Source organism: Globicatella sp. PHS-GS-PNBC-21-1553 (assembly GCF_033564055.1).
Taxonomy (GTDB): Bacteria; Bacillota; Bacilli; order Lactobacillales; family Aerococcaceae; genus Globicatella; species Globicatella sulfidifaciens.
The window spans coordinates 1,470,696-1,495,937 of sequence record NZ_CP085470.1; the positions used below are offsets into that span (position 1 = coordinate 1,470,696).

Sequence of the window (25,242 nt, forward strand, 5' to 3'; positions counted from 1 at the left end):
AATTATGCTATAAAGTTATCCGTTTTCACTATATAATAGAGTTATCTTATACTCAATATTGGAGGGGTTGTCATGAAAGTAATTGACATCGATCATTTGACTCACAAATTCAGTGAGACGAGTGGCATTTTTGATATTGATATTCAGGTAAAAGAAGGAGAAAGTTTTGGGTTTTTAGGACCAAATGGCGCCGGAAAAACGACCACCATCCGTCATTTATTGGGCTATATTCGTCCACACAGTGGTACGACACAGATTTTAGGCAAAGATACTTGGTATCAAGCGGATGAGATTCAGGATTATCTAGGATATGTTCCAGGTGAAATAGCCTTTTTTGATGAAATGACAGGCACGGAATTTTTAAAATTCATTCAAAAATATCGTGGCCTTAAAAACGTGACCTTACAAAAAGAATTAATCGATCGTTTTGAGTTAGATACTAAAACAGTTATCAAAAAGATGAGTAAAGGGACTAAGCAAAAGCTAGGATTAGTATCGGCGTTTATGCATGATCCACAAGTATTGATTTTAGATGAACCAACCAGTGGGTTAGATCCCTTGATGCAAAATCGCTTTGTCGACTTAGTTCAACAAGAACAAAAGAAAGGCAAGACGCTACTAATTTCAAGTCATTTATTTGAAGAAGTAGAAAGAACTTGTCATCAAGTTGCGATTATTCGTGCCGGTCATATTGTCGCTAAAGACAATATTGAAAACCTAAGAGCGCAGCATATACGTACTTATCAAGTCACTTTACCAACAGAAGCGGAAGCATTAGCTTTTGCAAAGGACTATCATGGCGAACAAATAGGGAATCAAGTGAAAGTGTCTAAGACAGCTAGCCTAGAGTCTATCTTCTTACATTATTATGGAGGTGACGATGATGAATAGTACATTATTTGTTAAAGAATTAAAGTCTAGTCGGTGGTTATTTATTGGAATTTGCTTAATTTTAACCATGTATGTCACCATTATTATCGGAATGTATAATCCGAACATGATGAAAATGATGGATCAATTTTTTAAAACAATGCCAGGCTTAATGGCGGCGGTCGGATTTAAAGCAGGTAGCACTAGCTTGTTAGGCTTTTTAGTTTCATATTTGTACGGTTTTATTTTAATGATTTTTCCGATGATTTTCATACTGAATCGCGCCCATGGCTTGGTGGCACGTTATGTTGATCGTGGATCAATGGTAGTGTTGTTAACCGGACATAATAAACGAACAAAAGTTATACTGACACAAATTGCAGTCTTGTTAAGTTCATTGTTTGGATTATTTGTTTATGTGACAATGATTCAATATTTAACAATTCGGGTGATGTTTCCAACCGAAGCCGATTTAGTTTCCTTATTAAAACTAAATTTTGGACTTTATTGCTTGTGGGTATTAATTGCGAGCATTAGCTTTTTAGCCTCCACTTATTTTTCCGAAGCTCGCTTAAGTTTGGCAGTTGGTATGACCATTCCTATCGTCATGTTTGTTTTTAAAATGATTTCTAATATTGACGACAAAGTTGTTTTTTTAAAATATTTTACAGTGTTTAGTTTATTTAACGGTGAAGGACTATTAGCTGGAGAGCCGATGGCATATATCTTAGTGTTAGTGGCTTTGGTTATCGCATTTCTATTATTTACTCTAGCTGTAAAAATATTTAAAGAGAAGAATTTATATATCTAATCCATGGGTTGACGCATATTAATGGAGAAACATTCTACTATCCTTTATAATATCATTATGAGAATTTGATTAAAATGGAGGGTGAATATGGAATACGGAAAATTAGGTAATACCGATATTGAAGTTTCAAAGATTTGTTTAGGTTGTATGAGTTTTGGTAAGCCAGGTACGATGCATGAATGGACGTTAGAAGAGCCTGAAAGCGAAAAGATTATGTTACATGCTTTTGAACAAGGAATTAATTTCTTTGACACCGCTAATCGATACTCCCAGGGTACGAGTGAAGAATATGTTGGGAATATTGTAAAACGTAATTTAAAACGTGATGACGTGATTCTGGCATCTAAAGTTTATTTTAATCCAGGTAAATTATCACGAGCAGCCATCAATCGTGAAATTGAAGGAACGTTAAAACGATTAAGCACCGACTACTTAGATTTGTATATTATTCACCGATTCGATTATGAGACGCCCATGGAAGAAACGATGGAAGCTTTGAATCAATTAGTAGTAGACGGTAAAGTGCGTGCACTGGGTGCGTCAGCGATGTATGGTTATCAATTTCATAATTTACAAAACATTGCGAAAGATAATGGTTGGGCACCCTTTCAATCGATGCAAAATCATTATAATTTAATCTATCGTGAAGATGAACGCGAGCTAATTCCGGTTTGTCAGCAATTTAATGTATCATTAACACCATATAGTCCCTTAGCGGCCGGACGTTTAACGCGTTTAGATTGGCATACAGATACTTTAAGAAGTAAAACGGATACGACTGCAGTTCGTAAATATGATTCGACTGAAGCACAAGATTATGAAATTGTAAAAAGAGTTCATGAGATTGCAGAAAAATATGGCGTCAAAATGCAACAGATTGCTTTAGCTTGGCAATGGGCTAGAGGGGTGTTATCGCCGGTTATTGGAACTACCAAAACGAGCCATATTGACGATGCGGTCGGGGCTTTAAAAGTAACATTAAGCGAAGAAGATTTATTATATTTAGAAGAACCTTATATTCCTCATAAAATTATGGGCGCACGTTAGTTACTTGCTGTCGGAAGAGAAGTGCTTTATTAGCAATTGTCAAAAGCTTGCACTATCAAAAAACAAGCTCAATATTTCAGACAAGCAAATTAGGTCGTAAGTCTGATGTATTGAGTTTTTTTGTTCGATAAAATGGGCTTAGTGAGAGTGGGCAAAACTTGATAAATTGAGTTTGGTGCCATCTTATTATTTTATAGCGCGTAAGTTGAGTGTTCTCCAGCTCCGTCTTAATATCTAGTTTGAGACCAACTTGATTGTTCGGAGAGTGGACAGATGAAGCGGAAATCAACTGATCTTCTATATCAATTCACTCCCAACGGTTTGGGGTGGACAGACGAAGCGAAAATCAACCGATTTTCTACTTCTTGCCCACCCCTTATTATCTAATTTAAGAGGTGAGAAAATGAATCAATCAATTTTTAATGTTAAAAATTTGTTATTAGCTATTTTATTCATTGCCATTGGTACTACCAGTTATTTTTCAGCCGATACCGATTGGGTAACCAATGTTAATACACAGACGATTGAGACCTTAGATGAAAAGAAAGAAACAGTAGTAGCTCTAACTGCTTTAGCGGGTACGACCTCCACTGCGATTACGCTAATCCCTGGTGATGTTGGTGGACCAGTCGCACAAAACATTGCCGATATTGCCGATTATTTATTAATTGTTTTTGCGGGGATTTGGCTGCAAAAATATTTCTTATCGGTGACACCTTTAGTGGCGTTGCAATGGTTAATCCCCTTAGCTTGTGGTGCATTGCTTCTCAATCTCGCGATAAAAAGCGACCGTTTGAAACGCTTAGGTATGCGAGTTTTCTTAATGGGGATTATGATTTTTACCATTATCCCAGCTAGTGTGGGGATTTCAAATAAAATAGAAGAAAATTATCAATCATCAATTGAACAAACATTTGAACAAGCTGAGTCGGTAAATAAAGAAGCCACTCAAGATAAAAATCTATTTGAACAAATGACTACCGCAGCGACCGATTTAATGGCTAAATTTGAACGAAGTCTTGGCAATATGATTGACTCTACCGCTGTTTTAATTATTACGACTTGTGTGGGACCAATCTTAGTATTCTTTTTGGAATCTGGGCGACCAATCTGATAATGGGGCTCAATTATGATATTAAAATGCCAAGAATTGGCGCATTTCGTAGAATAGCCAAATAATTATAAACTGTAAAATTGTGAAGGCTCAACCGAGATTTGATAACTGCAATCAATTGATTGATCGTTTATTGTCAGTGCATGAGTTGAGTGACGTCTTAGAGAAGGTGGGCAAAAAAAGTGGAAATCATTCAATTTTCTACTTCTTGTCCATTCTTTTTTATTGTAAGTATAAAAAAAGTTGGGATTATCATAGTCAATCGTAGTCTCTATTGATTTACAACTCGTTAATATTTGTTTTAAATAAGGAGACGATGATTGATTTTTGTTAATTACAAATTAGAAATTATTCGTATCTTGTTTAGAATTAGTTATAATAGAAGCAAATAACCTTAATAAGGAGCGCATCATGAATAATTATTTGACATTTTATCAGCGAATAGCCAGCTTTTTTAATACTCATCCACTATTAAAACAAGTGGTTTTATTTTTAAATCAATCCATTACGACCTTTATGTATATTCTTTACCCAGCTTTATTATTGTATTTTTATTTAACCAAAAGACCAATCAGTGAGTGGGGCCTGATGGTGATTGTGCCGGGCATTAGTTTTGTCTTGTTGTCCCTATTTAGAAAAGTAATCAATGCCCCTAGACCGTATGAGGAGTGGCCCATTCAACCTTTACTTAAGCGAGACAAGACTGGAGAGTCATTCCCCAGTCGTCATGTATTTTCATCCACGATGATCAGTATGTGTATTTTAAAATGGCAACTATCATTGGGTTTGGTTTGTTTAATTTTAACCCTTTTATTAGCCTTTTGTCGGGTGGCAGTTGGGGTTCATTATCCTAAAGATGTCATTGTCGGCATCTTAATTGGCGTATTATGTGGTAGTTTGATGTTTATTTTGGGTTAACAATCCATAGCGCTTAAAGCATTCTATTTGTTGTGAAAAGTTAAAAGACTTATACTGTAGATAACAATTAATAATGGAGGTAACAAAATGACGGACTATATTAAACCGAAAGTATGGCAATGGGAAGATGAAAATGACAATCGTTCAGGTAATCGTCCAACAGCTGGCGCTCGTTTTGAACAAACACTTCCTAAAGGTGATGCTCCTTTACAAGTCTATTCATTAGGGACACCCAATGGAATTAAAGTGGCGATTATGCTAGAAGAATTAAAAGCATTAGGTATTGAGGAAGCTAATTATGATTTGTTCAAAATTGATATTGGAAAAGGCGATCAATTTGGCAGTGATTTTGTCAAGATTAATCCTAATTCTAAAATTCCTGCCATGGTAGATTATTCTGAACCAACACCGCTTCGTGTTTTTGAATCTGGGTCGATTTTATTATACTTAGCTGAGAAATTCGGGCATTTCTTACCTAAAAATCGTGCGGAAAAAACCGAATGTTTGAACTGGGTATTTTGGCAAACAGGAGCAGCACCCTTTGTAGGTGGCGGTTTCGGACATTTTTATAACTATGCACCAACTGCACAAGAATATCCAATCAATCGTTATACGATGGAAACAAAACGTCAATTGGATGTCTTAGATCAACATTTATCACAACAAGCTTATATGGTCGGTGACGAATATACCATAGCCGATATGATAATTTGGTCATGGTATGGACGCTTAGCACAAGATAAATTATATGATGGTTCGTATGAGTTTTTAGATATGGAAAGCTATCAAAATGTTAAAGACTGGACTGAAAGAATAGCAGCTAGACCTGCTGTACAAAAAGCATTATCAGTAGAGTATAAGGATATTTAAGCGAATTGTAATATTGGAACTGTGATTCAAAGAATATTGCAGATTAATGCCAATAAACGTATTGCGCCTGTTAAATACCAGTTTCACATAAAGTGAGTGCTGGTAAATGACGAATTAAGACAGAAAAAAATATTGTATGGATAGAGATAATAAGGTATAACCAAAAGGTTGAGGGGAGAATTTATTGAAAGTCGGATTACTATTAGAAGGTGGTGCGATGCGTGGCATCTATACGGCTGGCGTTTTAGATGTGATGATGCGCCAAAAGATTAAAGTCGATGGTATAGTGGCTGTTTCAGCCGGCGCCTTGTTTGGAGTTAATTATCCATCTCATCAGATTGGACGCACTCTTCGTTATAATTTAAAATATTTAAATCACCCTCAATATATGGGGCTGTCTAATTTATTAAAGACTGGCAATATTGTGAATAAAGATTTTGCCTATTATGAAGTGCCCTTTCGTTTGGATCCTTTTGATCAAAAAGCGTTCTATCAATCCGGTGTTGATTTTTATGCGACAGTGACTAATCTCTATTCTGGTAAAGCGGAGTATATTAAAATAACGCATCCTTTAAACCAAATGGAAGTGCTGCGTGCCTCATCTGCCATGCCATTAGTCTCACAAATCGTTGAACTTAATGGTATGCCTTATTTAGATGGGGGTATTGCTGATTCCATTCCCATTAAGAAGATTTTGTCGATGGGGTATGACAAAGTGATTGTAGTTTTAACGCAACCAAAGGGCTATCGCAAAGAAACCACTTCATCACGATTATATGAAATGATTTATCGTCGGTATCCCAATTTTGTGGCCACTTGGAAACAACGCTCAAGGAATTACAATCAGAGTTTAGAGTTAGTAAATAATTTAGAAGAAGATGACAAAGTTTTTGTAATCCAGCCTTCTAAAAAGATGCGGATTGGACGGTTAGAGAAAAATGCTCAAGCATTAACAGCGATGTACCAATTAGGAGTCAACGATGCAACCACCAAAAGCGAATCGTTGAAACAATATTTATTTAAAAATTAATTTATAACCCCAAAGGACTTAGACGAGAAAGATGCTAAGTCCTTTTTTTATATCCCTCTGTCTTTTGTTATGAAACTGTAATATTGTAAACGACCATAAATATTTTAAGTATGCTAAAATGATGGTGTATATTGTTTTGTTGCTAGTGTTTATTTTGGGGGACGAATAATAAAATGGGAAATAAAATTTTAAAGAAAAGTAAAGGTAAATGGATTGCCGTTTCAGCATCTGTTTTGGCAACGATGGCATTAAGTGCTCAAGTACAAGCTGAGGAAGCGACTAATTATGATGAAGTCGTTGTTGAGGCCGTCAGTGAAGAGACTGTCGTTGAAGCAGTCGGAGATACTGTCGTCAATCAGGCAGAAGTCGTTGAAGACAATGATCCAACTGTTGAAGCTGTATCGATAGTTGAAGAGAGTGAAGCTGTTCAAGAATCAGAACCGGCGAAAGAGACAGAGCCAGTGGAAGTTTCAGAAACGACTGAAGCGAATTCTGAGCAAGTTGAGTCGACAGAAGTTTCTGTGGAAGTGTCTGGCGGTGAAACATTACCCGCTGAAACAGAGGAAGTTGTAACAGAAGAAACAACGACTGAATCGGTTAAAGCAGAAGATGTTCAAGTAGAAAAAACAGAAGAAAGTGTTGTTCGCAAATTTAACATACCGACTGTATCGCCCGTTTCGCCAACAGTCAAAACATATCAAACAGTTTCAGGCGATACATTATGGAAGATAGCGAATCAATACAAGGTAAGTGTAGCGAACTTGAAGGACTGGAATAAATTAACGAGTAATTTAATTAGAGTCAATCAAAAATTAGTCGTTTCTAATCCGTCAACACAACCAGTAGACAAGCCAACTACACCAACACAACCAGTTGAAGAAAAGCCGGCGGAAACGACCAAACCGGTTGAAACTAAACCAGTAACGAAGACAACGAATTATACTATTAAACGAGGCGATACTTTAAATAGAATTGCGGCTCAACATGGTGTGAGCGTTGCTCAATTACGTCAATGGAATAATATTTCAGGTCACTTAATCTATCCAAATCAAAAGATTATTGTCAATAAAGTGACAACAACGCAACCGGTAGAAACGACTAAGCCGGAAGAGAAACCGACTACACCAACAAAGCCAGTTGAAGAAAAGCCGGCGGAAACGACCAAACCGGTTGAAACTAAACCAGTAACGAAGACAACGAATTATACTATTAAACGAGGCGATACTTTAAATAGAATTGCGGCTCAACATGGTGTGAGCGTTGCTCAATTACGTCAATGGAATAATATTTCAGGTCACTTAATCTATCCAAATCAAAAGATTATTGTCAATAAAGTGACTACAACGCAACCGGTAGAAACAACTAAACCGGAAGAGAAACCGACTACACCAACGAAGCCAGTTGAAGAAAAGCCAGTAGAAACAAAACCAGAAACGAAGACAACACATTATACTATTAAACGAGGCGATACTTTAAATAGAATTGCTCAACAATATGGCGTGAGTGTTGCTCAATTACGTCAGTGGAATAACATTTCAGGTAGTTTAATTCACCCAAATCAAAAGATTATCGTGAATAAAGTGACTACGACCAAACCGGAGGAAAAACCAACTGAACCAACGAAGCCGGAAACTAAACCAGAGGAAAAACCAACTGAACCAACGAAACCAGTTGAAAACGATAAGAAAGATGAATTAGTGACTATTCCAGCTTTCGAAGAGAAAAAACATACTGTCTCATACGGCGATACTTTATATGAGATTGCTAAAGCAAACAACGTTACAGTTAATCAAATTATGACTTGGAATAAACTTTCAAGTACGGTGATTCGTACAGGACAAAATCTTAAGGTATCTGATCCAAGCAAAGCATCTAGCAGTATTACTTTAACCAGAGCAGAGTTAGAAGCAAAAATTGCCGCTGAAAATGAGAAATTACGTTTAGCTGCTGAAGCGCAAAAGAAAGCGGGAGACCGTGTGGTTGAAGTTGATGCTGATTATGATGGAACATTAATTAAGACTTATTGGAATCAAACAGGTTACAGAATGCCTCTAACAACGGTTGCAAGTCGTTATGGTGTGACAGTAGCGCAATTAAAACAATGGAATCCATTATTAACTAGTAATTATTTATTGGCAGACCAAGAAATTGCTGTTTCTGATCCAGAAGCCGGTAATCCAGCTAAATTAGGTCGTGCAACGAAAAATTACCTAGTGATTAATGAAGCGTCTGAGAAAGTTACATCAGAAGGCGTTCAAAAAGTATTAGATTGGTTTAAAGAAAGAGAAAATAAAACTTTCTATTCAATGACTGACCGTAATGGACCAAACAGTTATGACTGTTCATCTGCAGTGTATTACGCTTTAATTAATGCAGGTTATCTAAATCGTAACACTTGGATTGGTAATACGGATTCAATGTTTGCAATGGAAGGTGGGTTATTATTACCAATACCGGAAAGCCAAGTACGTGCAGGAGATATCTTTATTTCAGGTTATAAATATAATTCTTCCGGTGCTGCAGGACATACCGGTGTCGCAATTAATAACAAAGAGATTTATCACTCAACTTATAATAATAAGTATTTCTATGACGGTATTGTACGTAGTCAAACTGAAGGCAGAACAGGGTCATCTTCTCGACCATTATATTGGTATCGTTTAAATGAAAATTATCGTCAGAAATAAAAAATAAAAATTATTCAGTGGGTAATCGTAGAGGAAATATGCCAAAAACTTTCATACGATACCCACTTTTTTATGCCCCAAACTAGTATATCTGACTTAAGGCCTTTTTATGTTGTGAGGAATTATGATAGTATAGATAGGGATAAAAATAACCTTAAAGAACTAAGGAGGTACCTTAATTTGTTTGATTATTTAGTCGTTGGATCGGGTTTGTTCGGCTCGGTCTTTGCTTATGAAGTTGCTAAACGTGGCTAAAAAGTAAAGGTAATTGAAAAAAGAAATCATATTGCAGGTAATATCTATACCGAAGAAATAGCTGGAATCCAAGTGCATAAGTATGGAGCCCACATTTTCCACACTAACAACAAAGAAGTATGGGATTATGTTAATCAATTTGCTGAATTTAATCATTATGTGAACTCACCGATAGCCAATTATAAAGGTGAGATTTATAATCTACCTTTTAATATGAATACTTTCAATAAATTATGGGGTGTGATAACTCCTAGCCAAGCAAAAGCAGAAATTGATCGTCAAATTCAAGAATTCCAACAAGAACACGGCAGACAGCCAGCTAATCTGGAAACTCAAGCGATTTCTTTAGTAGGCAAGGATATCTATCAAAAATTAATTAAAGGTTATACGGAAAAGCAATGGGGCCGTGATGCCAAGGACTTGCCATCTTTCATCATTAAGCGTCTACCGGTTCGTTATACCTATGACAATAATTATTTTAATGATATTTACCAAGGGATTCCGATAGGTGGTTATACTCAAATTGTAGAGAAAATGTTAGACCATCCGAATATTGAAGTGCATTTAAATACAGACTTTTTCGAAAATAAAGAAGCGTTTGAAGCGGAAGCTACAAAAATAGTCTATACCGGTATGATTGATCAATACTTTGATTATCAGTATGGTGTATTAGAATATCGATCTTTACAGTTTGAACATGAAGTGTTAGATACTGATAATTATCAAGGCAATGCGGTCGTTAACTACACGGACCGTGAAACTCCTTATACACGCATTATCGAACATAAGCATTTTGAGTTTGGTAAGCAAGAACAGACAGTCATCACGAGAGAATATCCTAAAGAATGGGAACTAGGTGATGAGCCATATTACCCTGTTAATGACGAAAAGAATACGCAACTCTTCAAACAATACCGTCGTCTGGCACAAGCACAGACCAAAGTAATCTTTGGTGGTCGATTAGGCATGTATCAGTATTATGATATGCATATGGTCATTAATGAAGCATTGAATGCGGTAAGAAAAGAATTTAAGGATTAAACTAAATGCTTTGCTAAAACTTTAATAAACTTAAAGACTGAACTCATCGTGATAGAACAGTCTTTAGGGATTAGAATAAATGTTTACTTTAAATGAGTAGTTGTATAGAATATATATTAAAGAAAAAGCTTGTATTTCAAGCAAAAAATAGCTAAAATGAAACATAAATTGAAAATTTGAAGGTGAAATAAAATGTCAAACAAGATGTCACGTAGATCGATGCATCGTAAAAGAAGAAAAGGCAATTCAATTTTAAAAGCCATTGCTTTATTATTTTTACTGGCTTTACTAGTCGTAGGTGGTTTTTTAGGCTATTCCTATTATCGCTTTAATAAATCATTTGAAAAGGTATATAATAAACAAGCCGTGGAATCAGTAGTTAAAGATGTTGTTAAAAAACGTGAATCGACAGAAGAAATTGAAGTCGGTGAAGATCCGATTAGTATTTTATTTTTAGGGATTGATACGGGCGATTTTGGTCGTACCGAAGTAGGGCGTTCAGATATTATGATGGTCGCAACCATTAACCCTAATACCAATAAAACTGTTATGACCAGTATTCCTCGTGATACTTATACTGAAATCGTGGGTTATGGCACTCAAGATAAAATTAACCATGCTTATGCTTTTGGTGGCATCCCAATGTCAATTAACTCCGTACAAAACTTTTTAGATATTCCAATTGACTATTATGTAAAAGTTGATATGGGAAGCTTTGTTCAAATTGTAGACGCCTTAGGCGGTATAACCATTGTTCCGACTGAAACATTTAATCAAGAGGGGGCTTATTTTGAACAAGGGGTTTCCCAATATATGGATGGTGCGACAGTTTTACAATATGTTCGTAATCGTTATACTGAAGAAGGTGACTACGGTCGTCAACAACGTTCGCGTCAAGTAATTGAAGCAGTAGCTGATAAGGTGGTTAATATTAATTCTTTCGCTAGTTTACCAGAATTAATGGCTGTAATGGAAGACTATGTTGAAACGAATATCCAATTTAAGGATATCCAAACATTGGCTTTAAATGCGAATAAGATTGCGAAAAATATCAGAAGAAGTGACATTACAAGGAACAGGCGATATGATTGATGGCGTCTATTATGAAATGATTGACGAAGGATCATTAGCAACCGTTCAAGAAGCGTTAAAATCCAATTTAGAAGTAAATTAATAACTAATCGTTAACCGATTTTTGCTTTGAATGATTGTAGCAAAAGTCGGTTTTTTTATGCACACAATTACAATTTAATGTCATGCAACCAATTCTACTGATATGTACTAACTTAATAATAATCTTGCTGCGTGTAAATTTTATTTAGCCAATCATATTGAACTTGGCGGACTCAATACCAATGTTTATGATTTTACACCTCAACAAGGAGAACATGATATTTATTTTTATTTATATTTACCTAATTGAAATACTGTTACAAGAAAGTGTCAATGTGGGAACAGTTTATTTAAATAAGCTTAAAAGGTCTTTTTTCTTTTGGACGTTATGTTAGAATACAATCTAGCGAGATAAGAAAAAGGTGAGAATAAATGAAATTACAAAAGCGAATTTTACTTGCGACAGCTTTTGCTTTAATGACAACGCCAATTTCAACAATGGCTAATCATGTGTTGGCCGAAGAATGGCAACCACGTACAATTGAACAAGTTAAAGCAGCATTAAAAATTAACGAAGATAATCAAACGGTCTATACTATCCAATATGGTGATACTCTAGGAGTCATCGCTGAAGCATTAGAGATTGATGTAGAGGTATTAGGAAGCATTAACGCGATTGCGGATTTAGATTTAATTTATCCTAGCACGGTTTTAACAACTACTTATGATGACAATCAAAACGCCGAAACCGTCTTAATCGAGACGCCTGATTCTGAAAATGAAGCAGAGATAAATTTAGCTGAAAATGAATTAGTCGTTAATGACAGAAACGTATGAATTACCAGCGACTGAAGACATTGCCGAAACGGCATCAGCGCCAGTTTATGTGACGGAGCCAGTTGAAGAGTGGATTCCTGAAACAACTGAAGCAGAATCTACAGAAGTTGAGGAAACTGAAGCCCCAGTTACAGAAACGACGGCAGTAGAACCTTCAGCAGCTCCAGTTGAAACTACTACTGAAGCAACAACGGTAGCAGAGTGGGTAACTGAAACAACCGAAGCGGAAACAACTGCCGAAGTGGTAGAAGAAACCGAAGCACCTGTTGTGGAAGAAACAACTGCCGAAATGGTAGAAGAAACCGAAGCACCTGTTGTGGAAGAAACAACTGCCGAAATGGTAGAAGAAACCGAAGCACCTGTTGTAGAAGAAACAACCGCAGAAGTGGTAGAAGAAACCGAAGCGCCCATTGTGGAAGAAACAACCGCAGAAATAGTAGAAGAAACCGAAGCACCAATTGTGGAAGAGACAACTGTTGAATGGGTACCTGAAGAAACTGAAGTCCCAATCATAGAGGAAACAACAGTAGAATGGGTGCCAGAGGAAACGGAAGCGCCAATCTATGATCCAACCAATGACGGCTTACAAGCTCATGTAGCGCAATTTAAAAATGAAGTCGCGAATGCTTATGGCATTACCTCATTTAGTACATACCGTCCAGGTGATGCTGGAGATCATGGTCAAGGATTAGCAGTCGACTTTATAGTGCCAGTTGGTTCAGCATTAGGAGATGAGATAGCTCAATATGCGATTAATCAAATTGGATCAAGTAAGATTTCATATGTCATTTGGAAACAACAAATTTATGGAGATTGGAATATGTCTTGGCAAATGATGGAAGACCGTGGTAGTATCACCGCTAACCATATGGACCATGTACACGTTTCATTCTACCCTTAAAAAATAATCAAGATGATGGTTCTACTTCAAACACTTGAGTTTTAAAGGGGATTATCATTTTTCAGTTAATCACTTAAAACTTCCGCTAGAACTAAAAGTTAAAGGGTTCGATGCTGGTTGAATATTTTAAGAGAGATTAAGGAAAACGTCTATTGTTTTTCCTTAGTCTCTTTTTCATTGTGCAGAAATATTAACGCTAAATAAAGTGTGTTGTTAAACGATTCGCTAATGCTGTCATTTGGAGTTAAACTTCATGCACCGTTAGTAAACAATAGTACAACCTAATACTCCTATAAAATTTCAAAGCCAAATAGTATTAAAAAAATGTTACGCTCCCCGAGTTTTTAAATTATCCTTTCGTCCAATTATCACTTCTAAAATAAACTTCCCCATAAGTTTCAGTGTCAATTTATCGGCTATGTAATCTAAATTTTAACAATTTTCTGACACTTTTTAATACAACATCGAAATTATGAGTATCTTTTGGTAGTGTCAAAAATATTGTGTAACCTTTTAGATTGTAATGTTATTTTATAATGTAAAATAGTTTGTTTTAGGAAAAAGATTGTGAAAAAAGAGCGGGCAATAAGTAAATTGATTTTTACTTATTACTCGCTCTTGAAATATTTAAAAGACTGAAAGTCTCCTAGCAATTATTGAGTAAGGCATAGATCATTTCATATAAGTCAATGAATTAAGCCTCATTATCTAAAGTATTTAATTTGTCTTTGACCATTTTCATTAGGACAGGGATGTCTTCAGGACGGTTCACAACATCTAATTGGTCAATATCCACCATTAGCACTTGAGAGGCATGATAGTGATTTTTAACCCAAGCATCATAACCTGACCACAAAGTATAATAGTAATGACGCAAACTTTCATCTTGTTCAAATTCTCGTCCACGAAGCCCAATGCGTTCCATAATGGTTTCAAATGAACCGTGTAAGTAGACCATTAAATCTGGTGCTTTTTGTGGTAAGGATTCTAACTCTTCCATCATATTATTTAATAATTTTTCATATATTTTAAATTCCATATCAGAAATACGACCTAAATCATTATTAACTTTACAGAAATACCAATCTTCATAAATTGAACGGTCTAAGACATTATGACGATTATGGAATGCACGTTTAATATCTTGATAACGACTACTTAAAAACTCTAACTGTAATAAGAAAGGATAACGTTTTGCATCCTGTTCTTCCGGGCTAGCTGTATAAAATAATGGCAAAATATCATTATTCTCGACATTTTCATAAAAGACTTCAGAATCTAACTGCTCTCCAATAACTTTGGCCACGCTTGTCTTACCAGCGCCAATCATGCCACCAATGACTATTATCATAACCAACTCCTCAAATGATTTAACAAAATTTCAACTCATTGATTATAACATAAAACCAAAGACGTTAAAGTATTATTTTTGAATTCTTTTTAAAGTATATTAAACGTAAATGAAAATATCTTAGTACACCGAAAATAAGAATGTTTCAAATCCACTACCATCATCACTAACAATAGGCTTGAAATGGTCAGGAACAGGTTGTTTTATGATTCCCATTATTTTTAGTTCTGGTAGAAATAAAGAAGTTATCAGATAACTAGGAAGGAAGTCAATTGATGCACCTCTTTATATGATGGTGCAAACTAAAAAGTTTTATGCTCTAATCTATCAACAATAATTTTTATTAAAGCATTAATTACCCCTTCTGTCCTCTCAGATAAGAATTATTATATGGTTTAAACTCATGGTCATGTAGGGATACGGCAGCATCGTTTAACCAGTTGGTGTTTCGTAAGATAGCACGACCAATCATCACGGCATCGGCTTGATTGGTTTGTAAGATAAATTCAGCCAATCCTGGATCATCGATTAAGCCAACGGTAATTACATCAATCGCAACAGCTTCTTTAATTCTAGTTGCATAAGGTGTTTGGAAACCAGCATGAACGGGAATATTAGGTTTTTTACTTAAGATGCCACCAGTGGAGACATCGATAGCTACAACACCCTGTTCTTCCATCCAACGAGCCATTTGTTGCCAATCTTCAATTGTATTTTGTTGGCCTGTTTCATCATATGCATCGGCCGAGATACGTACCCAAATTGGTAGAGCAACTTGAGCTTTAATGCCGTCGATAATTTCGCTTAAAATACGATAACGGTTTTCTAAGCTGCCACCATATTGGTCATTCCGTTGATTAGCTAATGGTGATAAAAATTGGCTGATTAAATAGCCATGAGCTGCATGAATTTCAATCATATCATAACCGGCTTTTTCAGAACGGATACTGGAAGCTACAAAGCCATCAATCGTTGCTTGAATTTGTTCTAAAGTCATTTCAACTGGCGGATTATAGGGCTCGCCATAAGGAATGCCACTAGGACTTAGTGGTGCTTGGGCATCACTTGCTTTACGCCCGGCATGGGAAATTTGAATCCCCATTTTTGAACCTAAATAATGGACAGACTCAACCAATTTTTTCATTGCTTCCATTTGTTCATCATTCCATAAACCTAAATCTTGATTGGTGATACGACCATCAGGCTCAATGGCAGTTGCTTCTTGAATAATTAAGCCCATTTTACTAATGGCACGCATTCCGTAATGGGCAAAATGGAAGGGTGTCGGTTTTCCGTCTTGATTATGTGCTTCATACATACACATGGGCGGCATGATGACGCGGTTAGATAATTCGAGCCCACCGATTTTAGCGGGAGATAGTAATTTTGACATGGCATAAGCCTCCTTTTCATTTATCAGTATAAGTTATAAGTGTACCATTAGACAATATTATTGCTTGTATTTGAATATTAAACATTTTCAAGCAAAATTAATTCAGCAATCCCTTAAACTGTGTTAAACTAAATCACGAAAGAAGGGATTTTAATGGAATATAAATCACTGTATCATACTGAAGTTATTAACGAAGATGGGATTGAAGGCGTTGCTTATGTCAATGAAGCGGATGGCTTAAAAGTACAAGTGTCTAGTCCGACTAAAAATGTGCCAGGTACCAATCCTGAACAATTGTTAGGTCTAGCGTTAACTACCTGTTTAAATGCAACCATTGAAGCAGAAGAAAAACGTCGTGGGTATGACCATCAAGCGGTAGTGAAAGCAGAGATCGATTTAGCGCAAGATGAACTAGGATATCAATTTTTTGTCGTGGTAAAAGTAGCAATGCCACATCTAGAAAAAGCGGAAGCAGAATCAATATTAGAAACTAGTTTAAGACGTTGTCCGGTAGCGAAACTGTTAAAAGGTAGTGAAAATGTCACGGTTGAATTAATCGGATGATAGGTACTATAAAATGTCAGCCAAAGTTTTATCTGAAGAATTAATTTACGAAGTGTTATCGGTCGTGTCAGAAATCCCCAAAGGCAAAGTGGCTTCTTACGGACAAATCGCCCAACTAATCAATCGCCCTAAAAATGCCCGACTGGTGGGGAAGATATTGAGTCAAGCAGATATTTATGGAGAATACCCTTGTCATCGTGTGGTAAATGCAGCCGGAAGATTAGCCCCGCATTTTGTTGAACAGAAAGAATTATTGTTAGATGAAGGTGTTGCCTTTAAAGATGCGAGTCATGTTGATTTCAAAGCACATCAATGGAAAATATAATCTTGTTTGTTACGAACAGTCTAGATATTGGGATGAATTCAATTAATTCATTCTTCTACTAGGATGGGGTGACAAACTTTTTGTATGCTGTCATCTTACTGTAAATATGACAGCTAATCGTTTTCGATGCTATCAATTTAATGGTTTCAGTCCATAGTCAAGATATTCCATTTGAAACGTTTTTGAAATCGCGTACAATAGAATTAACAAGATGAGGAGGGAAACATAATGCAGTACAAACAATTAGGAAAATCGGATTTGAAGATTAGCCAGGTAAGTTTTGGTACATGGGCTATTGGCGGTAGTTGGGGTGAAAGTAGTGATCAAGAAGCAATGGCTGGTCTATTAAAGGCGGTTGAAGGCGGAGTCAACTTTTTCGATACTGCCGATGTTTATGGTGATGGTCATAGTGAGCAACTGCTTGCGAAATTACAAAAAGAAGTCAGTGATGAATTTATGGTGGCTACCAAGTTTGGTCGTCAAGGCAAGTTTGATGATCCATCAAATTATACACGAGCAAAGATTACCCAATATTGTGAAGACAGCTTAAGTCGATTAAATCGTGAAGCTTTAGATTTATACCAAATTCACTGTGCCCCACTAAGTATCTTAAAAGAGACGGATGTGTTCCCGATTTTAGATGATTTAAAACAAGAAGGGAAAATTCGTTATTATGGTGTGTCGGTTGAAAATGATGAAGAGGGTTTATTCGTCATCAATCATACCAATGCAACTAGTTTACAAGTTATTTTTAATATGTTGCGTCAAAAACCATTGAAAGAATTATTCCCAACCGCCCAAGCAAACGGTGTCGGGATATTAGCACGGGTTCCGCTAGCAAGTGGACTTTTAAGTGGTAAGTATCATAAAGGCTATCAATTCCCACAAGATGACCATCGTCACTTTAATCGTGATGGGCAAGCCTTTAATGTGGGGAAACCTTTGGTGGTTTGCCATTTGAAACAGCATTAGAATTAATTGAGCAGTTAGATTGGGTGAAAGAAGGACGTGGAGGATTAGCTCAAGCCGCGTTAAAATGGATTTTACAACAAGAAGCGGTCACGACGGTTATACCAGGATTTAAAAATCCAAAACAAGTCACACAAAACTTAGCCAGTCTTTCTGTACCTGATTTCTCAGCGGAAGAATTAAATCGATTGTCTGAATTCTATTGGGAAAAAGTACATCAACATATTCGTGGAACTTATTAATCGAGCATGAGATAAAGGAGGCAATTATGCGTTATTTTGAAGAGCAAATAGGTGAAAATGGAGCAGTCGCTAAATTTTATTTACATGAAGCAACCCCTGAAATTGATGGTGATCGTTTGTATCCAGTGATGGTTTTATGTCCAGGTGGAGGGTATATGTTTACTTCAAACCGTGAGTCCGAAATGGTCGCGTTGCAATTTTTTGCTAAAGGTTTTCAAGTAATGGTGGTTCATTATGCGACCGAAGGTGTTCAGGCATTTAATACTGATCTAGAAAATTGGCCACAACCTCCCGTTAGCCAATATCCAAATCCATTAGTGGAGTTAGCAAGTGCAATGACGATCCTCAAAGAAAACGCAGAGGAATGGTCGATCAATGAAGAATATATTGTTGTTGGAGGTTTTTCTGCGGGTGGTAACTTAGTGGCGCAATTAGGTGTTCATTGGCATGAAGAATGGTTAGAACAATTAGTTGGCAAATCGAATGAATTATATCGACCAACTCATTTAGTATTAATCTATCCAGCGTTAACGATTCCTTCAACGGTTAGACCAGAATATGGGCAACCGGTAAATCCGATGATGTATGCTATTACCGGTAAAGCAGAAAATACTGAAATTGAATTGGCCGATTTAAAACCGACGAATTTTGTTAATGATATGACGCCACCTAGTTTCATTTGGCATACCAGGGAAGATGATGTTGTGCCGGTTACCGATTCAATCGAATTCGCTTTAGCGCTAGACGAGTATAAAATCCCTTATGAATTACATATTTTCGATAAAGGCAAACATGGGTTATCATTGGCGAATATCTTAACGGGCCGCCAAACCGCTAATTCAAATTATCAAGCAAGTAAATGGATTGACTTATTAATTGAATGGTTAGCGCCAACCAAAACAGCACCCAATCGTTTCTTTGATTATACCGAATAGTTTTTACCGAGGCTTACACTCCTTTTGAAAAAAATACAAACAACCTCTCGCCAGCCCTTAATCAGGTATAGCGAGAGGTTTTATTTAGTTAACGGTTTGGACTTTTTCTGTATAATGCTTCAAATAATATTCTTTTAAATCATTTTGTTCTAAAAAATCAAAAATTTGAATTGCTTCCTTCATTTTTCGAATGCCTGAATCAATGTTATTTTTATATTCATAATATCCAGTGATATAGAGAAAAACAGTTCGCTCATAAAAATTTAGCTCTTTATCTAATAAACATTTAATTTCATTTATCAGATATTCGGATTCTAAAAATTTTTCTTTTTCAATACTTGAAATTAAACAATTTAAACATAGTTGCATTACTAAAATCTTGTTAGTCTTATTAGAGTGAGAGTAAATGTAATTTTTTACCATTTCCTTGGTTAAAAGGAAAAAAGAGTTAAAATTCATCGTATGTGCACAATTAGCCAATAAAATGATTTCATAGTAACCCCAACATTCAACTTTAAATAAATAGTCAGTTAGACTAATTAATTCTTCTTCTGAAGGACGGAAGGAATTATCAACACAATATATCATGGATTTAATCATCGTTTTTTCGAATGCATTAATGTTTAAGTCGTCAGTTAGCATTTTTTTCAAAATATCAATATTATGTAGACTGATTTCTTTACGGATAGTTTGAACTAAGTTCAGAAATGACCTTGTTTTTCCGTAATTATTGTTATGTAGTACCAAAAATTCATCTAGAGTCATATTTAATTTATCTAAGATATTAATTAAACGGATACAAGAAACCTCCGATTCACCTCGTTCGAAGCGAGAAATCTGAGATTTTGATAAAAGATTATCAGCAAGAGAATCGATTGTTATTTGTTTTCCTTTACGTACTTTCCTAAGCGTTTTTCCTAAAGAAGATTTCATAAAAATTCCCACTTTCACAACAAAAATTTTTGTATGCTATTTTGATTATATACTAAATTTAGTAATAACATAAGGAGATCAATATGAAAATAAAAATAGATGCGAAAATAATTAATATAATATTTGTTATTTTGGAATTATTTATCTATATTGTTGCTGGTGGCGGGGGCGGATAAAAGTACTATAAAAAAATAATGTTATGTTCGATGAAGGAGATTTTATGAAAAATATCATCATTAATTATTGGTTAAATTTTTTCTCTGAATTTACATATCAAGAAATGGAGCAAGAATTAAAAAAATTAGGAGGAGATAATTTTATTGAGATATTGGAAAAAGAATATTCTAAGTATGCTTCTTTTAATTCTAATAAAATTTTAGATTATATTTCTCTTGAAAGTAAAGTTATATCAAAAGATTTACGTGATCAGTTATCAGAAAGGTATTTGTTCTCTGAATATATATTTCCCTTTATTGAAAAACAATTTGACGAATTTTCAAGAGATTTCCAAGGAGTAGAAAAGTTTGTAGAAAGAGATTACTTTTTGTTTAATGTATTAGATTGCATTTTTGATAGAGTAAACAATTTTATATATAAAACTATAATACATTATGTTTCACAATTAAAGAAAAACAATAGATTGTTTGGAAGTAATTCTAAAGAGAGAATGACATATTTTTGCAAAATATTTCCCAAAAACAAAGAAAATATTTTAAGTTTTTATGGAGAATTTTCGGAATTAACTATATTAGTTACGGATTATTTAACGCATTAAAAGGTGATAATACTTTTGGGGAAGTTATTGCGTATCAAAGTGTAACATCAATATTATTTAGTTCAGAAATATCAATTTTTAACGCATATACTCAGTATATTTTGGCCTCAAGTTACTTAAACAGAGTTAATGATATTTGGTGTGCAAAAGAGGAAAAAATTATGAAGAAATCAAGGATTTTAATATAGTGGGAAATATAAAAGTTTCTAATCTTTCATTCTCTTATACTAGAGATTCAAATAATATTCTTAATAATATAAATTTAGATATTAAGGCTGGTAAGAAGGTAGCTTTTGTCGGACATTCAGGTTCTGGGAAAAGTACATTGGCTAAGATACTAGCAGGATTATATCACACTTCAAAAGGAAGAGTTTTTTTGATGGACAAGACTTGAGATATATTGGTAAAAAAACATTGAGTAAAAATATTGGTGTAGTTCCGCAAGACGTTTATTTATTAAATAGAAGTATTTTAGAGAACATAAAATTAAGTTCAAATGTTTCATTTAGTGAGGTCATAGAGGTTTGTAAAGCAGTCCAAATTTATGATGAGATTATGGATATGCCAATGCAGTTTAATACTATTATTTCAGAAATGGGATCTAATATATCCGGAGGACAAAGGCAAAGAATTGCTTTAGCACGCGCTTTAATAAATAAACCTAAGATTGTAATTTTAGACGAAGCTACAAGTTCGTTAGATACTATAAATGAAAATAAGATAACAAATTATTTAAAAAAGCAAGGCTGTACTCAGATAATTATAGCACATAGAATGTCAACAATTATTGATGCAGACAAAATATATGTCATGAAAAATGGCAGTATTATTGAATCAGGTACACATGACGAATTAATGCGTAATTGTGATGAATATTATAAATTATATACCAAAAAAGAAAAAGAAGGAGAAAATATATGAGAGCAAAGAGTTCAATTATCCCGATTTTTTCAGTTTTAGGGATGATGATTGGTTTAGTGATTTCAAGACTAAAAAATATTTCACCAGCAAACACAATTTCTTATGGTTTTCTTGTTGGAATGCTAATTGGAACTGTAATTTATTATAAAAAACGATTTGATTAACTTTTGAGAGGATGTGGTGAAAATCATTAAAGTCGATAATATTACAAAAAGTTTTAAAAATCATCAGGCAATTTTTAATACAACTTTTACTATTGAAAAAGGCAAAATTTACGGTTTTATTGGTCCTAACGGTGCTGGAAAAACAACTATAATAAAGATGATTTTAGGGATTACACAACCAGATTCAGGCACTATCGAAGTTTTTAATAAGAAAGATTCAATGGAAATAAATAAAGTGTTGTCAAAAATAGGAGTGGTCTTAGGGCCATCTTATTATGGACATCTAGATGCTTTCGACAACATGAAAATTGTTTCCAACTTGAAAGGTATCGATATTGATGATGAGGGTATTCGAAATAAATTATCACTTGTTGGATTACCTGTAGATAAAAAGAAAAAAGTAAGAGATTTTTCAATGGGCATGAAACAGAGACTTTGTATTGCAGAGTCATTATTAGGAGATCCTGAGTTACTAATTTGGGATGAACCTATTAATGGACTAGATCCTCAAGGTGTGATTGAAATCAGAAAATTAATTCAAACATTACATAAAGAAAAAAATATTACATTTCTTATTTCTAGTCATATTTTAAGTGAATTGGACAAAGTTATCTCAGATGTAATTGTAATAAGTAATGGAGAAATTAAGTTTTCCGGTTCCGTTAGCAATCTTCTCGAAAAATATAGAAGTACTGAATTAGAAGATGCTTATTTAGCTTGTTTAACTGGAGGTACTAATGATTAGAAGTGAATTTTTTAAACATAATAACAGATTGTGGCTATTGAGTTTGGTTTTTCCATTGTTTTTGAATGCATTTCTATATTTAGATTTAACGTTTAGATATCAAGGCTATTTATTAATTCATCAAGCAGAGTATGGACTAACAAATTGGCAACTAATATTTAAAGAACAAACGATTTTTTATTTTTCAGAATTATACTACATCTTTTTAATCATAATTATCTATGAAATATTTTCTATAGAATTTAAAAACGAAGCTTGGCTTCTACTTGTTTGTTCACCTTTTCGTAACCAATTAATTTTAAAAAATAAAATAATAGTTTCTATTATTTATTCACAACTATTTTGGATTTCGGATTACCTCAGTTTAATGCTTGTTGGAAAGTTAATTGATAATCAATTAACGTTTGATTTCATGTTGTTTTCAAAATCTTTTATTATTCAGAATCTGAGTGCGGTTGTTATTACCTTTTTTTACTTTATAATTTTACTACTAGGTCAAAGGATTACTTCAATAATTCCTATTGGCATTGCTATGATGATACTTTCAATATCCTTATATTATCCTAGAAATGAGTTTAGATTATTCTTGCCTTTTACATATATTTCACATGGATTTAGAGCAAGCTCAACAGAGTTCTATACGATTGTCGCAATCAATGTTGTAATCATAATTGTATTGAGTGTATTGATAAAAAAATGCCAATATAGAAGTTATGAATTTAGCTTTAAGTAGGTGAAAGTATGCGAATAATTCAAAATGAATTTATTAAGAACAAAACAATAACTACTTATATAATTGATTTCTTAGTCCCAGTTATCACTTGTGCTTTATTAAAATATTTTGTAATAGATTTTTCTGTAGAATACTCCGATTTAACGCCAAGTACTTATTGGTATGTTACTTTCTCAATGATTTATCTTTTAATGATATTACCGATACAGATTGTATATCAAAATTTAAGAGAGAGTTTAATAGAAGATAATAATTCCGGATGGGACATGATGTTGCAAATGAATGTCAAAATTTCAAAGGTGATTAGAGTAAAATTTTTAATCAATATAATGCGATGCTTCATTGTTTATATCGTTTATACTTTAATTTGTTTATTTATTTTAAATGAAAAAGGATTGGCTTCATTAATTAATTTGATTATTTTACCAAGTATGTGGTCGTTTATCATGTTCTTACCTGTAGCCCTTTTATTACAAATGATATGTTTGACTTTTGATTCAATTACCATGAAATTAGTTCCTAGTATAATAGTAATCTTAGTTACTTTAATTACTTTTCATACTGAAATAAATTTGTTGATACCAAATACTTATTACTTTACAATAATTCAAGAAAATTATTATTTGATTTTGAAATTAATAACTTCACTTATACTTCTTGTTCTTGAGTTATTGCTATTTCCTAATTATTTGGAACTGAGAAAAAGGGGAAAATAATTTTTTAAGTGTAAGTTTAATTTATAGAAAAAATATTTTAATAACACCCTCTCGCCAGCCCTTAATAAGGCATAGCGAGAGGTCTTATTTTATATTTCTGTATTCTGGGTGACTTTCTCCACTTCGCTAGGATTATAGCCGTAGTATTTTTTGAATGATTTTGAAAAGTAGAGGGGATCGGAGTAGCCAACAGAAAGGGCGACGATTTTAACGGTTAAATCTGAACTTTCTAAGAGCTGTTTGGCTCTGTTCATGCGCACTTTCGTTAAATAATCTTTTGGCGTCATTTGCTCGTGTTCTTTAAAGATAGTGGAAAGATAGCTGCGGTTGACTCCTAATAATTCAGCGATATAGTTAACATTTAATGTTTCATTCCCATATTGTTTATCTATGATCGTTCTCGCTTCAAAATATAATTGATGAGTTGATTTTTGCTTAGAAGCTTCTTTCAGTGGAAATTGGTGGGCGATTAAATATAACACTTCATAGATTTTGGATAAAATTTGTAAAGTTTCAATTGAATAATAGTCTTTAGTAATATTCTGGGTAACGATAAATTTAATTGTTTCACCAATTAATTGGGTAGCTTCGAAATCCTTCGCAATAGCATAGCCCTCTTGCATTAAAGTCGACAACTTAAAATAATCCGCAACCTTGGTGCCACTAAGACCCAACCAATAATAAGACCATGGATCATTAATATCGGCTTCATAATATAATAACTCATTTTCTTTCAATAAAAATAAATCCCCAGCTTGTAGATGATAGGTTTTGCCATTATAGATAAATTGGCCTTTACCTTCTTCAATATAATGGAGTACATAATTATCACGAATAGCGGGGCCAAAACCATATTTAGGTGTACATTTTTCATAGCCGCAAAAGTCCATCATTAAATCGACTGAACCTTGATGCAATTCATAATAAACCAGTCTACCGCCTTCAATCTTCTTATTTAACACCCGTAATCCCTCCTAACCAC

General features: G+C 34.4%; 25 protein-coding genes and 4 pseudogenes. 24 read left to right on the top strand and 5 right to left on the bottom strand.

Annotation, left to right across the window (positions count from 1 at the left end; genetic code table 11):
* The first annotated feature begins 72 nt into the window (after positions 1-72).
* The 11 genes and pseudogenes from LB888_RS07025 to LB888_RS07070 form a co-directional block, all read left to right on the top strand.
* Positions 73-891 carry an ABC transporter ATP-binding protein gene (locus LB888_RS07025; RefSeq protein WP_318752387.1) on the top strand — a complete coding sequence of 273 codons (819 nt, stop codon included), beginning with the start codon at positions 73-75 and terminating at the stop codon, positions 889-891.
* Complete coding sequence (locus LB888_RS07030; protein ID WP_318752388.1) at positions 881-1,681, top strand: ABC transporter permease; 801 nt, start codon at positions 881-883, stop codon at positions 1,679-1,681. Before LB888_RS07025 ends, LB888_RS07030 begins: the two co-directional genes overlap by 11 nt.
* Positions 1,682-1,768: 87 nt before the next feature.
* The gene (locus tag LB888_RS07035; RefSeq protein ID WP_318752389.1) at positions 1,769-2,728 is read left to right on the top strand and encodes an aldo/keto reductase; all 960 of its coding nucleotides are present in this window, start codon (positions 1,769-1,771) and stop codon (positions 2,726-2,728) included.
* 403 nt (positions 2,729-3,131) lie between these two features.
* Positions 3,132-3,842, top strand: a complete 711-nt coding sequence (locus LB888_RS07040) for a hypothetical protein (protein ID WP_318752390.1) — start codon at positions 3,132-3,134, stop codon at positions 3,840-3,842.
* A gap of 411 nt (positions 3,843-4,253) precedes the next feature.
* Positions 4,254-4,760 carry a phosphatase PAP2 family protein gene (locus LB888_RS07045; protein WP_318752391.1) on the top strand — a complete coding sequence of 169 codons (507 nt, stop codon included), beginning with the start codon at positions 4,254-4,256 and terminating at the stop codon, positions 4,758-4,760.
* Positions 4,761-4,847: 87 nt separating this feature from the next.
* Positions 4,848-5,630 carry a glutathione-dependent disulfide-bond oxidoreductase gene (gene yghU, locus LB888_RS07050; RefSeq protein ID WP_078755008.1) on the top strand — a complete coding sequence of 261 codons (783 nt, stop codon included), beginning with the start codon at positions 4,848-4,850 and terminating at the stop codon, positions 5,628-5,630.
* 184 nt (positions 5,631-5,814) lie between these two features.
* On the top strand, positions 5,815-6,660 hold the full coding sequence (locus tag LB888_RS07055) for a patatin family protein (RefSeq protein WP_318752392.1): 846 nt from the start codon (positions 5,815-5,817) through the stop codon (positions 6,658-6,660).
* A 725-nt stretch (positions 6,661-7,385) separates the two neighbouring features.
* Positions 7,386-8,001, top strand: a pseudogene (locus LB888_RS12190) (LysM peptidoglycan-binding domain-containing protein); the annotation flags it as partial.
* Positions 8,002-8,159: 158 nt separating this feature from the next.
* Positions 8,160-9,347 (top strand): peptidoglycan amidohydrolase family protein, encoded by a 1,188-nt coding sequence (locus tag LB888_RS12195; protein WP_412928328.1) that lies wholly within the window; start codon positions 8,160-8,162, stop codon positions 9,345-9,347.
* A gap of 180 nt (positions 9,348-9,527) precedes the next feature.
* Positions 9,528-10,643: pseudogene (glf, locus tag LB888_RS07065) on the top strand (UDP-galactopyranose mutase).
* 219 nt (positions 10,644-10,862) lie between these two features.
* A pseudogene (locus tag LB888_RS07070) lies at positions 10,863-11,558 on the top strand (LCP family protein); the annotation flags it as partial.
* A gap of 62 nt (positions 11,559-11,620) precedes the next feature.
* On the opposite strand, the gene LB888_RS12200 reads toward LB888_RS07070, so the two are convergent.
* Entirely contained in the window at positions 11,621-11,767 is a 147-nt protein-coding gene (locus LB888_RS12200; protein ID WP_412928329.1) for a DUF6095 family protein, read from the bottom strand.
* A gap of 421 nt (positions 11,768-12,188) precedes the next feature.
* On the opposite strand from LB888_RS12200, the gene LB888_RS07075 reads away from it, so the two are divergent.
* Both LB888_RS07075 and LB888_RS07080 read left to right on the top strand, forming a co-directional pair.
* Complete coding sequence (locus LB888_RS07075; protein ID WP_318752395.1) at positions 12,189-12,593, top strand: LysM domain-containing protein; 405 nt, start codon at positions 12,189-12,191, stop codon at positions 12,591-12,593.
* A complete protein-coding gene (locus tag LB888_RS07080; RefSeq protein WP_318752396.1) occupies positions 12,577-13,494 on the top strand; it encodes a peptidoglycan-binding protein LysM in 918 nt (305 codons plus the stop codon). Before LB888_RS07075 ends, LB888_RS07080 begins: the two co-directional genes overlap by 17 nt.
* Positions 13,495-14,188: 694 nt before the next feature.
* Here the strand turns inward: LB888_RS07080 and LB888_RS07085 are convergent.
* Together LB888_RS07085 and LB888_RS07090 are read right to left on the bottom strand one after the other, a co-directional pair.
* Positions 14,189-14,845, bottom strand: a complete 657-nt coding sequence (locus LB888_RS07085) for a deoxynucleoside kinase (RefSeq protein WP_066127014.1) — start codon at positions 14,843-14,845, stop codon at positions 14,189-14,191.
* Between the two features lie 355 nt (positions 14,846-15,200).
* The gene (locus tag LB888_RS07090; RefSeq protein ID WP_318752397.1) at positions 15,201-16,238 is read right to left on the bottom strand and encodes an NADH:flavin oxidoreductase/NADH oxidase; all 1,038 of its coding nucleotides are present in this window, start codon (positions 16,236-16,238) and stop codon (positions 15,201-15,203) included.
* Between the two features lie 153 nt (positions 16,239-16,391).
* Between LB888_RS07090 and LB888_RS07095 the strand changes: the two genes are divergently transcribed.
* From LB888_RS07095 to LB888_RS07115, 5 genes are all read left to right on the top strand, one after another.
* Positions 16,392-16,802: an OsmC family protein gene (locus tag LB888_RS07095; RefSeq protein ID WP_318752398.1), complete on the top strand. Its 411-nt coding sequence runs from the start codon at positions 16,392-16,394 to the stop codon at positions 16,800-16,802.
* A 13-nt stretch (positions 16,803-16,815) separates the two neighbouring features.
* Entirely contained in the window at positions 16,816-17,127 is a 312-nt protein-coding gene (locus LB888_RS07100) for a methylated-DNA--[protein]-cysteine S-methyltransferase (RefSeq protein WP_318752399.1), read from the top strand.
* 228 nt (positions 17,128-17,355) lie between these two features.
* Positions 17,356-18,099, top strand: coding sequence for an aldo/keto reductase (locus tag LB888_RS07105; protein ID WP_318752400.1), 744 nt, complete (start codon positions 17,356-17,358; stop codon positions 18,097-18,099).
* On the top strand, positions 18,078-18,338 hold the full coding sequence (locus LB888_RS07110; RefSeq protein WP_318752401.1) for an aldo/keto reductase: 261 nt from the start codon (positions 18,078-18,080) through the stop codon (positions 18,336-18,338). Before LB888_RS07105 ends, LB888_RS07110 begins: the two co-directional genes overlap by 22 nt.
* Before the next feature lie 26 nt (positions 18,339-18,364).
* Positions 18,365-19,273 (top strand): alpha/beta hydrolase, encoded by a 909-nt coding sequence (locus tag LB888_RS07115; protein ID WP_318752402.1) that lies wholly within the window; start codon positions 18,365-18,367, stop codon positions 19,271-19,273.
* Positions 19,274-19,357: 84 nt separating this feature from the next.
* Here the strand turns inward: LB888_RS07115 and LB888_RS07120 are convergent, their stop codons facing one another.
* Positions 19,358-20,206, bottom strand: a complete 849-nt coding sequence (locus tag LB888_RS07120) for a helix-turn-helix domain-containing protein (protein WP_318752403.1) — start codon at positions 20,204-20,206, stop codon at positions 19,358-19,360.
* A 220-nt stretch (positions 20,207-20,426) separates the two neighbouring features.
* On the opposite strand from LB888_RS07120, the gene LB888_RS07125 reads away from it, so the two are divergent.
* The 6 genes and pseudogenes from LB888_RS07125 (at position 20,427) to LB888_RS07150 (ending at position 24,260) form a co-directional block, all read left to right on the top strand.
* Positions 20,427-20,981, top strand: a complete 555-nt coding sequence (locus tag LB888_RS07125; RefSeq protein WP_318752404.1) for a hypothetical protein — start codon at positions 20,427-20,429, stop codon at positions 20,979-20,981.
* Positions 20,982-21,168: 187 nt separating this feature from the next.
* Positions 21,169-21,902 (top strand): annotated as a pseudogene (locus tag LB888_RS07130) (ATP-binding cassette domain-containing protein).
* Entirely contained in the window at positions 21,899-22,066 is a 168-nt protein-coding gene (locus tag LB888_RS07135) for a hypothetical protein (RefSeq protein ID WP_318752405.1), read from the top strand. The pseudogene LB888_RS07130 and the gene LB888_RS07135 overlap by 4 nt, the downstream one beginning before the upstream one ends.
* Positions 22,067-22,082: 16 nt before the next feature.
* On the top strand, positions 22,083-22,811 hold the full coding sequence (locus tag LB888_RS07140) for an ABC transporter ATP-binding protein (protein ID WP_318752406.1): 729 nt from the start codon (positions 22,083-22,085) through the stop codon (positions 22,809-22,811).
* Positions 22,804-23,544 carry an ABC transporter permease gene (locus LB888_RS07145; protein WP_318752407.1) on the top strand — a complete coding sequence of 247 codons (741 nt, stop codon included), beginning with the start codon at positions 22,804-22,806 and terminating at the stop codon, positions 23,542-23,544. The genes LB888_RS07140 and LB888_RS07145 overlap by 8 nt, the downstream gene beginning before the upstream one ends.
* Before the next feature lie 8 nt (positions 23,545-23,552).
* Positions 23,553-24,260: a hypothetical protein gene (locus tag LB888_RS07150; protein WP_318752408.1), complete on the top strand. Its 708-nt coding sequence runs from the start codon at positions 23,553-23,555 to the stop codon at positions 24,258-24,260.
* 89 nt (positions 24,261-24,349) lie between these two features.
* On the opposite strand, the gene LB888_RS07155 is transcribed toward LB888_RS07150, so the two are convergent.
* Positions 24,350-25,222 carry an AraC family ligand binding domain-containing protein gene (locus LB888_RS07155; RefSeq protein WP_318752409.1) on the bottom strand — a complete coding sequence of 291 codons (873 nt, stop codon included), beginning with the start codon at positions 25,220-25,222 and terminating at the stop codon, positions 24,350-24,352.
* Positions 25,223-25,242 lie beyond the last annotated feature (20 nt).

What these genes read in the sequence shown, in the direction of transcription:
- LB888_RS07025 (WP_318752387.1), top strand. Translation starts at nt 73, where the DNA reads ATGAAAGTAATTGACATCGATCATTTGACTCACAAATTCAGTGAGACG.
- LB888_RS07030 (WP_318752388.1), top strand. Translation starts at nt 881, where the DNA reads ATGATGAATAGTACATTATTTGTTAAAGAATTAAAGTCTAGTCGGTGG.
- LB888_RS07035 (WP_318752389.1), top strand. Translation starts at nt 1,769, where the DNA reads ATGGAATACGGAAAATTAGGTAATACCGATATTGAAGTTTCAAAGATT.
- LB888_RS07040 (WP_318752390.1), top strand. Translation starts at nt 3,132, where the DNA reads ATGAATCAATCAATTTTTAATGTTAAAAATTTGTTATTAGCTATTTTA.
- LB888_RS07045 (WP_318752391.1), top strand. Translation starts at nt 4,254, where the DNA reads ATGAATAATTATTTGACATTTTATCAGCGAATAGCCAGCTTTTTTAAT.
- yghU (WP_078755008.1), top strand. Translation starts at nt 4,848, where the DNA reads ATGACGGACTATATTAAACCGAAAGTATGGCAATGGGAAGATGAAAAT.
- LB888_RS07075 (WP_318752395.1), top strand. Translation starts at nt 12,189, where the DNA reads ATGAAATTACAAAAGCGAATTTTACTTGCGACAGCTTTTGCTTTAATG.
- LB888_RS07080 (WP_318752396.1), top strand. Translation starts at nt 12,577, where the DNA reads ATGACAGAAACGTATGAATTACCAGCGACTGAAGACATTGCCGAAACG.
- LB888_RS07085 (WP_066127014.1), bottom strand. Translation starts at nt 14,845, where the DNA reads ATGATAATAGTCATTGGTGGCATGATTGGCGCTGGTAAGACAAGCGTG.
- LB888_RS07090 (WP_318752397.1), bottom strand. Translation starts at nt 16,238, where the DNA reads ATGTCAAAATTACTATCTCCCGCTAAAATCGGTGGGCTCGAATTATCT.
- LB888_RS07095 (WP_318752398.1), top strand. Translation starts at nt 16,392, where the DNA reads ATGGAATATAAATCACTGTATCATACTGAAGTTATTAACGAAGATGGG.
- LB888_RS07100 (WP_318752399.1), top strand. Translation starts at nt 16,816, where the DNA reads ATGTCAGCCAAAGTTTTATCTGAAGAATTAATTTACGAAGTGTTATCG.
- LB888_RS07105 (WP_318752400.1), top strand. Translation starts at nt 17,356, where the DNA reads ATGCAGTACAAACAATTAGGAAAATCGGATTTGAAGATTAGCCAGGTA.
- LB888_RS07115 (WP_318752402.1), top strand. Translation starts at nt 18,365, where the DNA reads ATGCGTTATTTTGAAGAGCAAATAGGTGAAAATGGAGCAGTCGCTAAA.
- LB888_RS07120 (WP_318752403.1), bottom strand. Translation starts at nt 20,206, where the DNA reads ATGAAATCTTCTTTAGGAAAAACGCTTAGGAAAGTACGTAAAGGAAAA.
- LB888_RS07125 (WP_318752404.1), top strand. Translation starts at nt 20,427, where the DNA reads ATGAAAAATATCATCATTAATTATTGGTTAAATTTTTTCTCTGAATTT.
- LB888_RS07135 (WP_318752405.1), top strand. Translation starts at nt 21,899, where the DNA reads ATGAGAGCAAAGAGTTCAATTATCCCGATTTTTTCAGTTTTAGGGATG.
- LB888_RS07145 (WP_318752407.1), top strand. Translation starts at nt 22,804, where the DNA reads ATGATTAGAAGTGAATTTTTTAAACATAATAACAGATTGTGGCTATTG.
- LB888_RS07150 (WP_318752408.1), top strand. Translation starts at nt 23,553, where the DNA reads ATGCGAATAATTCAAAATGAATTTATTAAGAACAAAACAATAACTACT.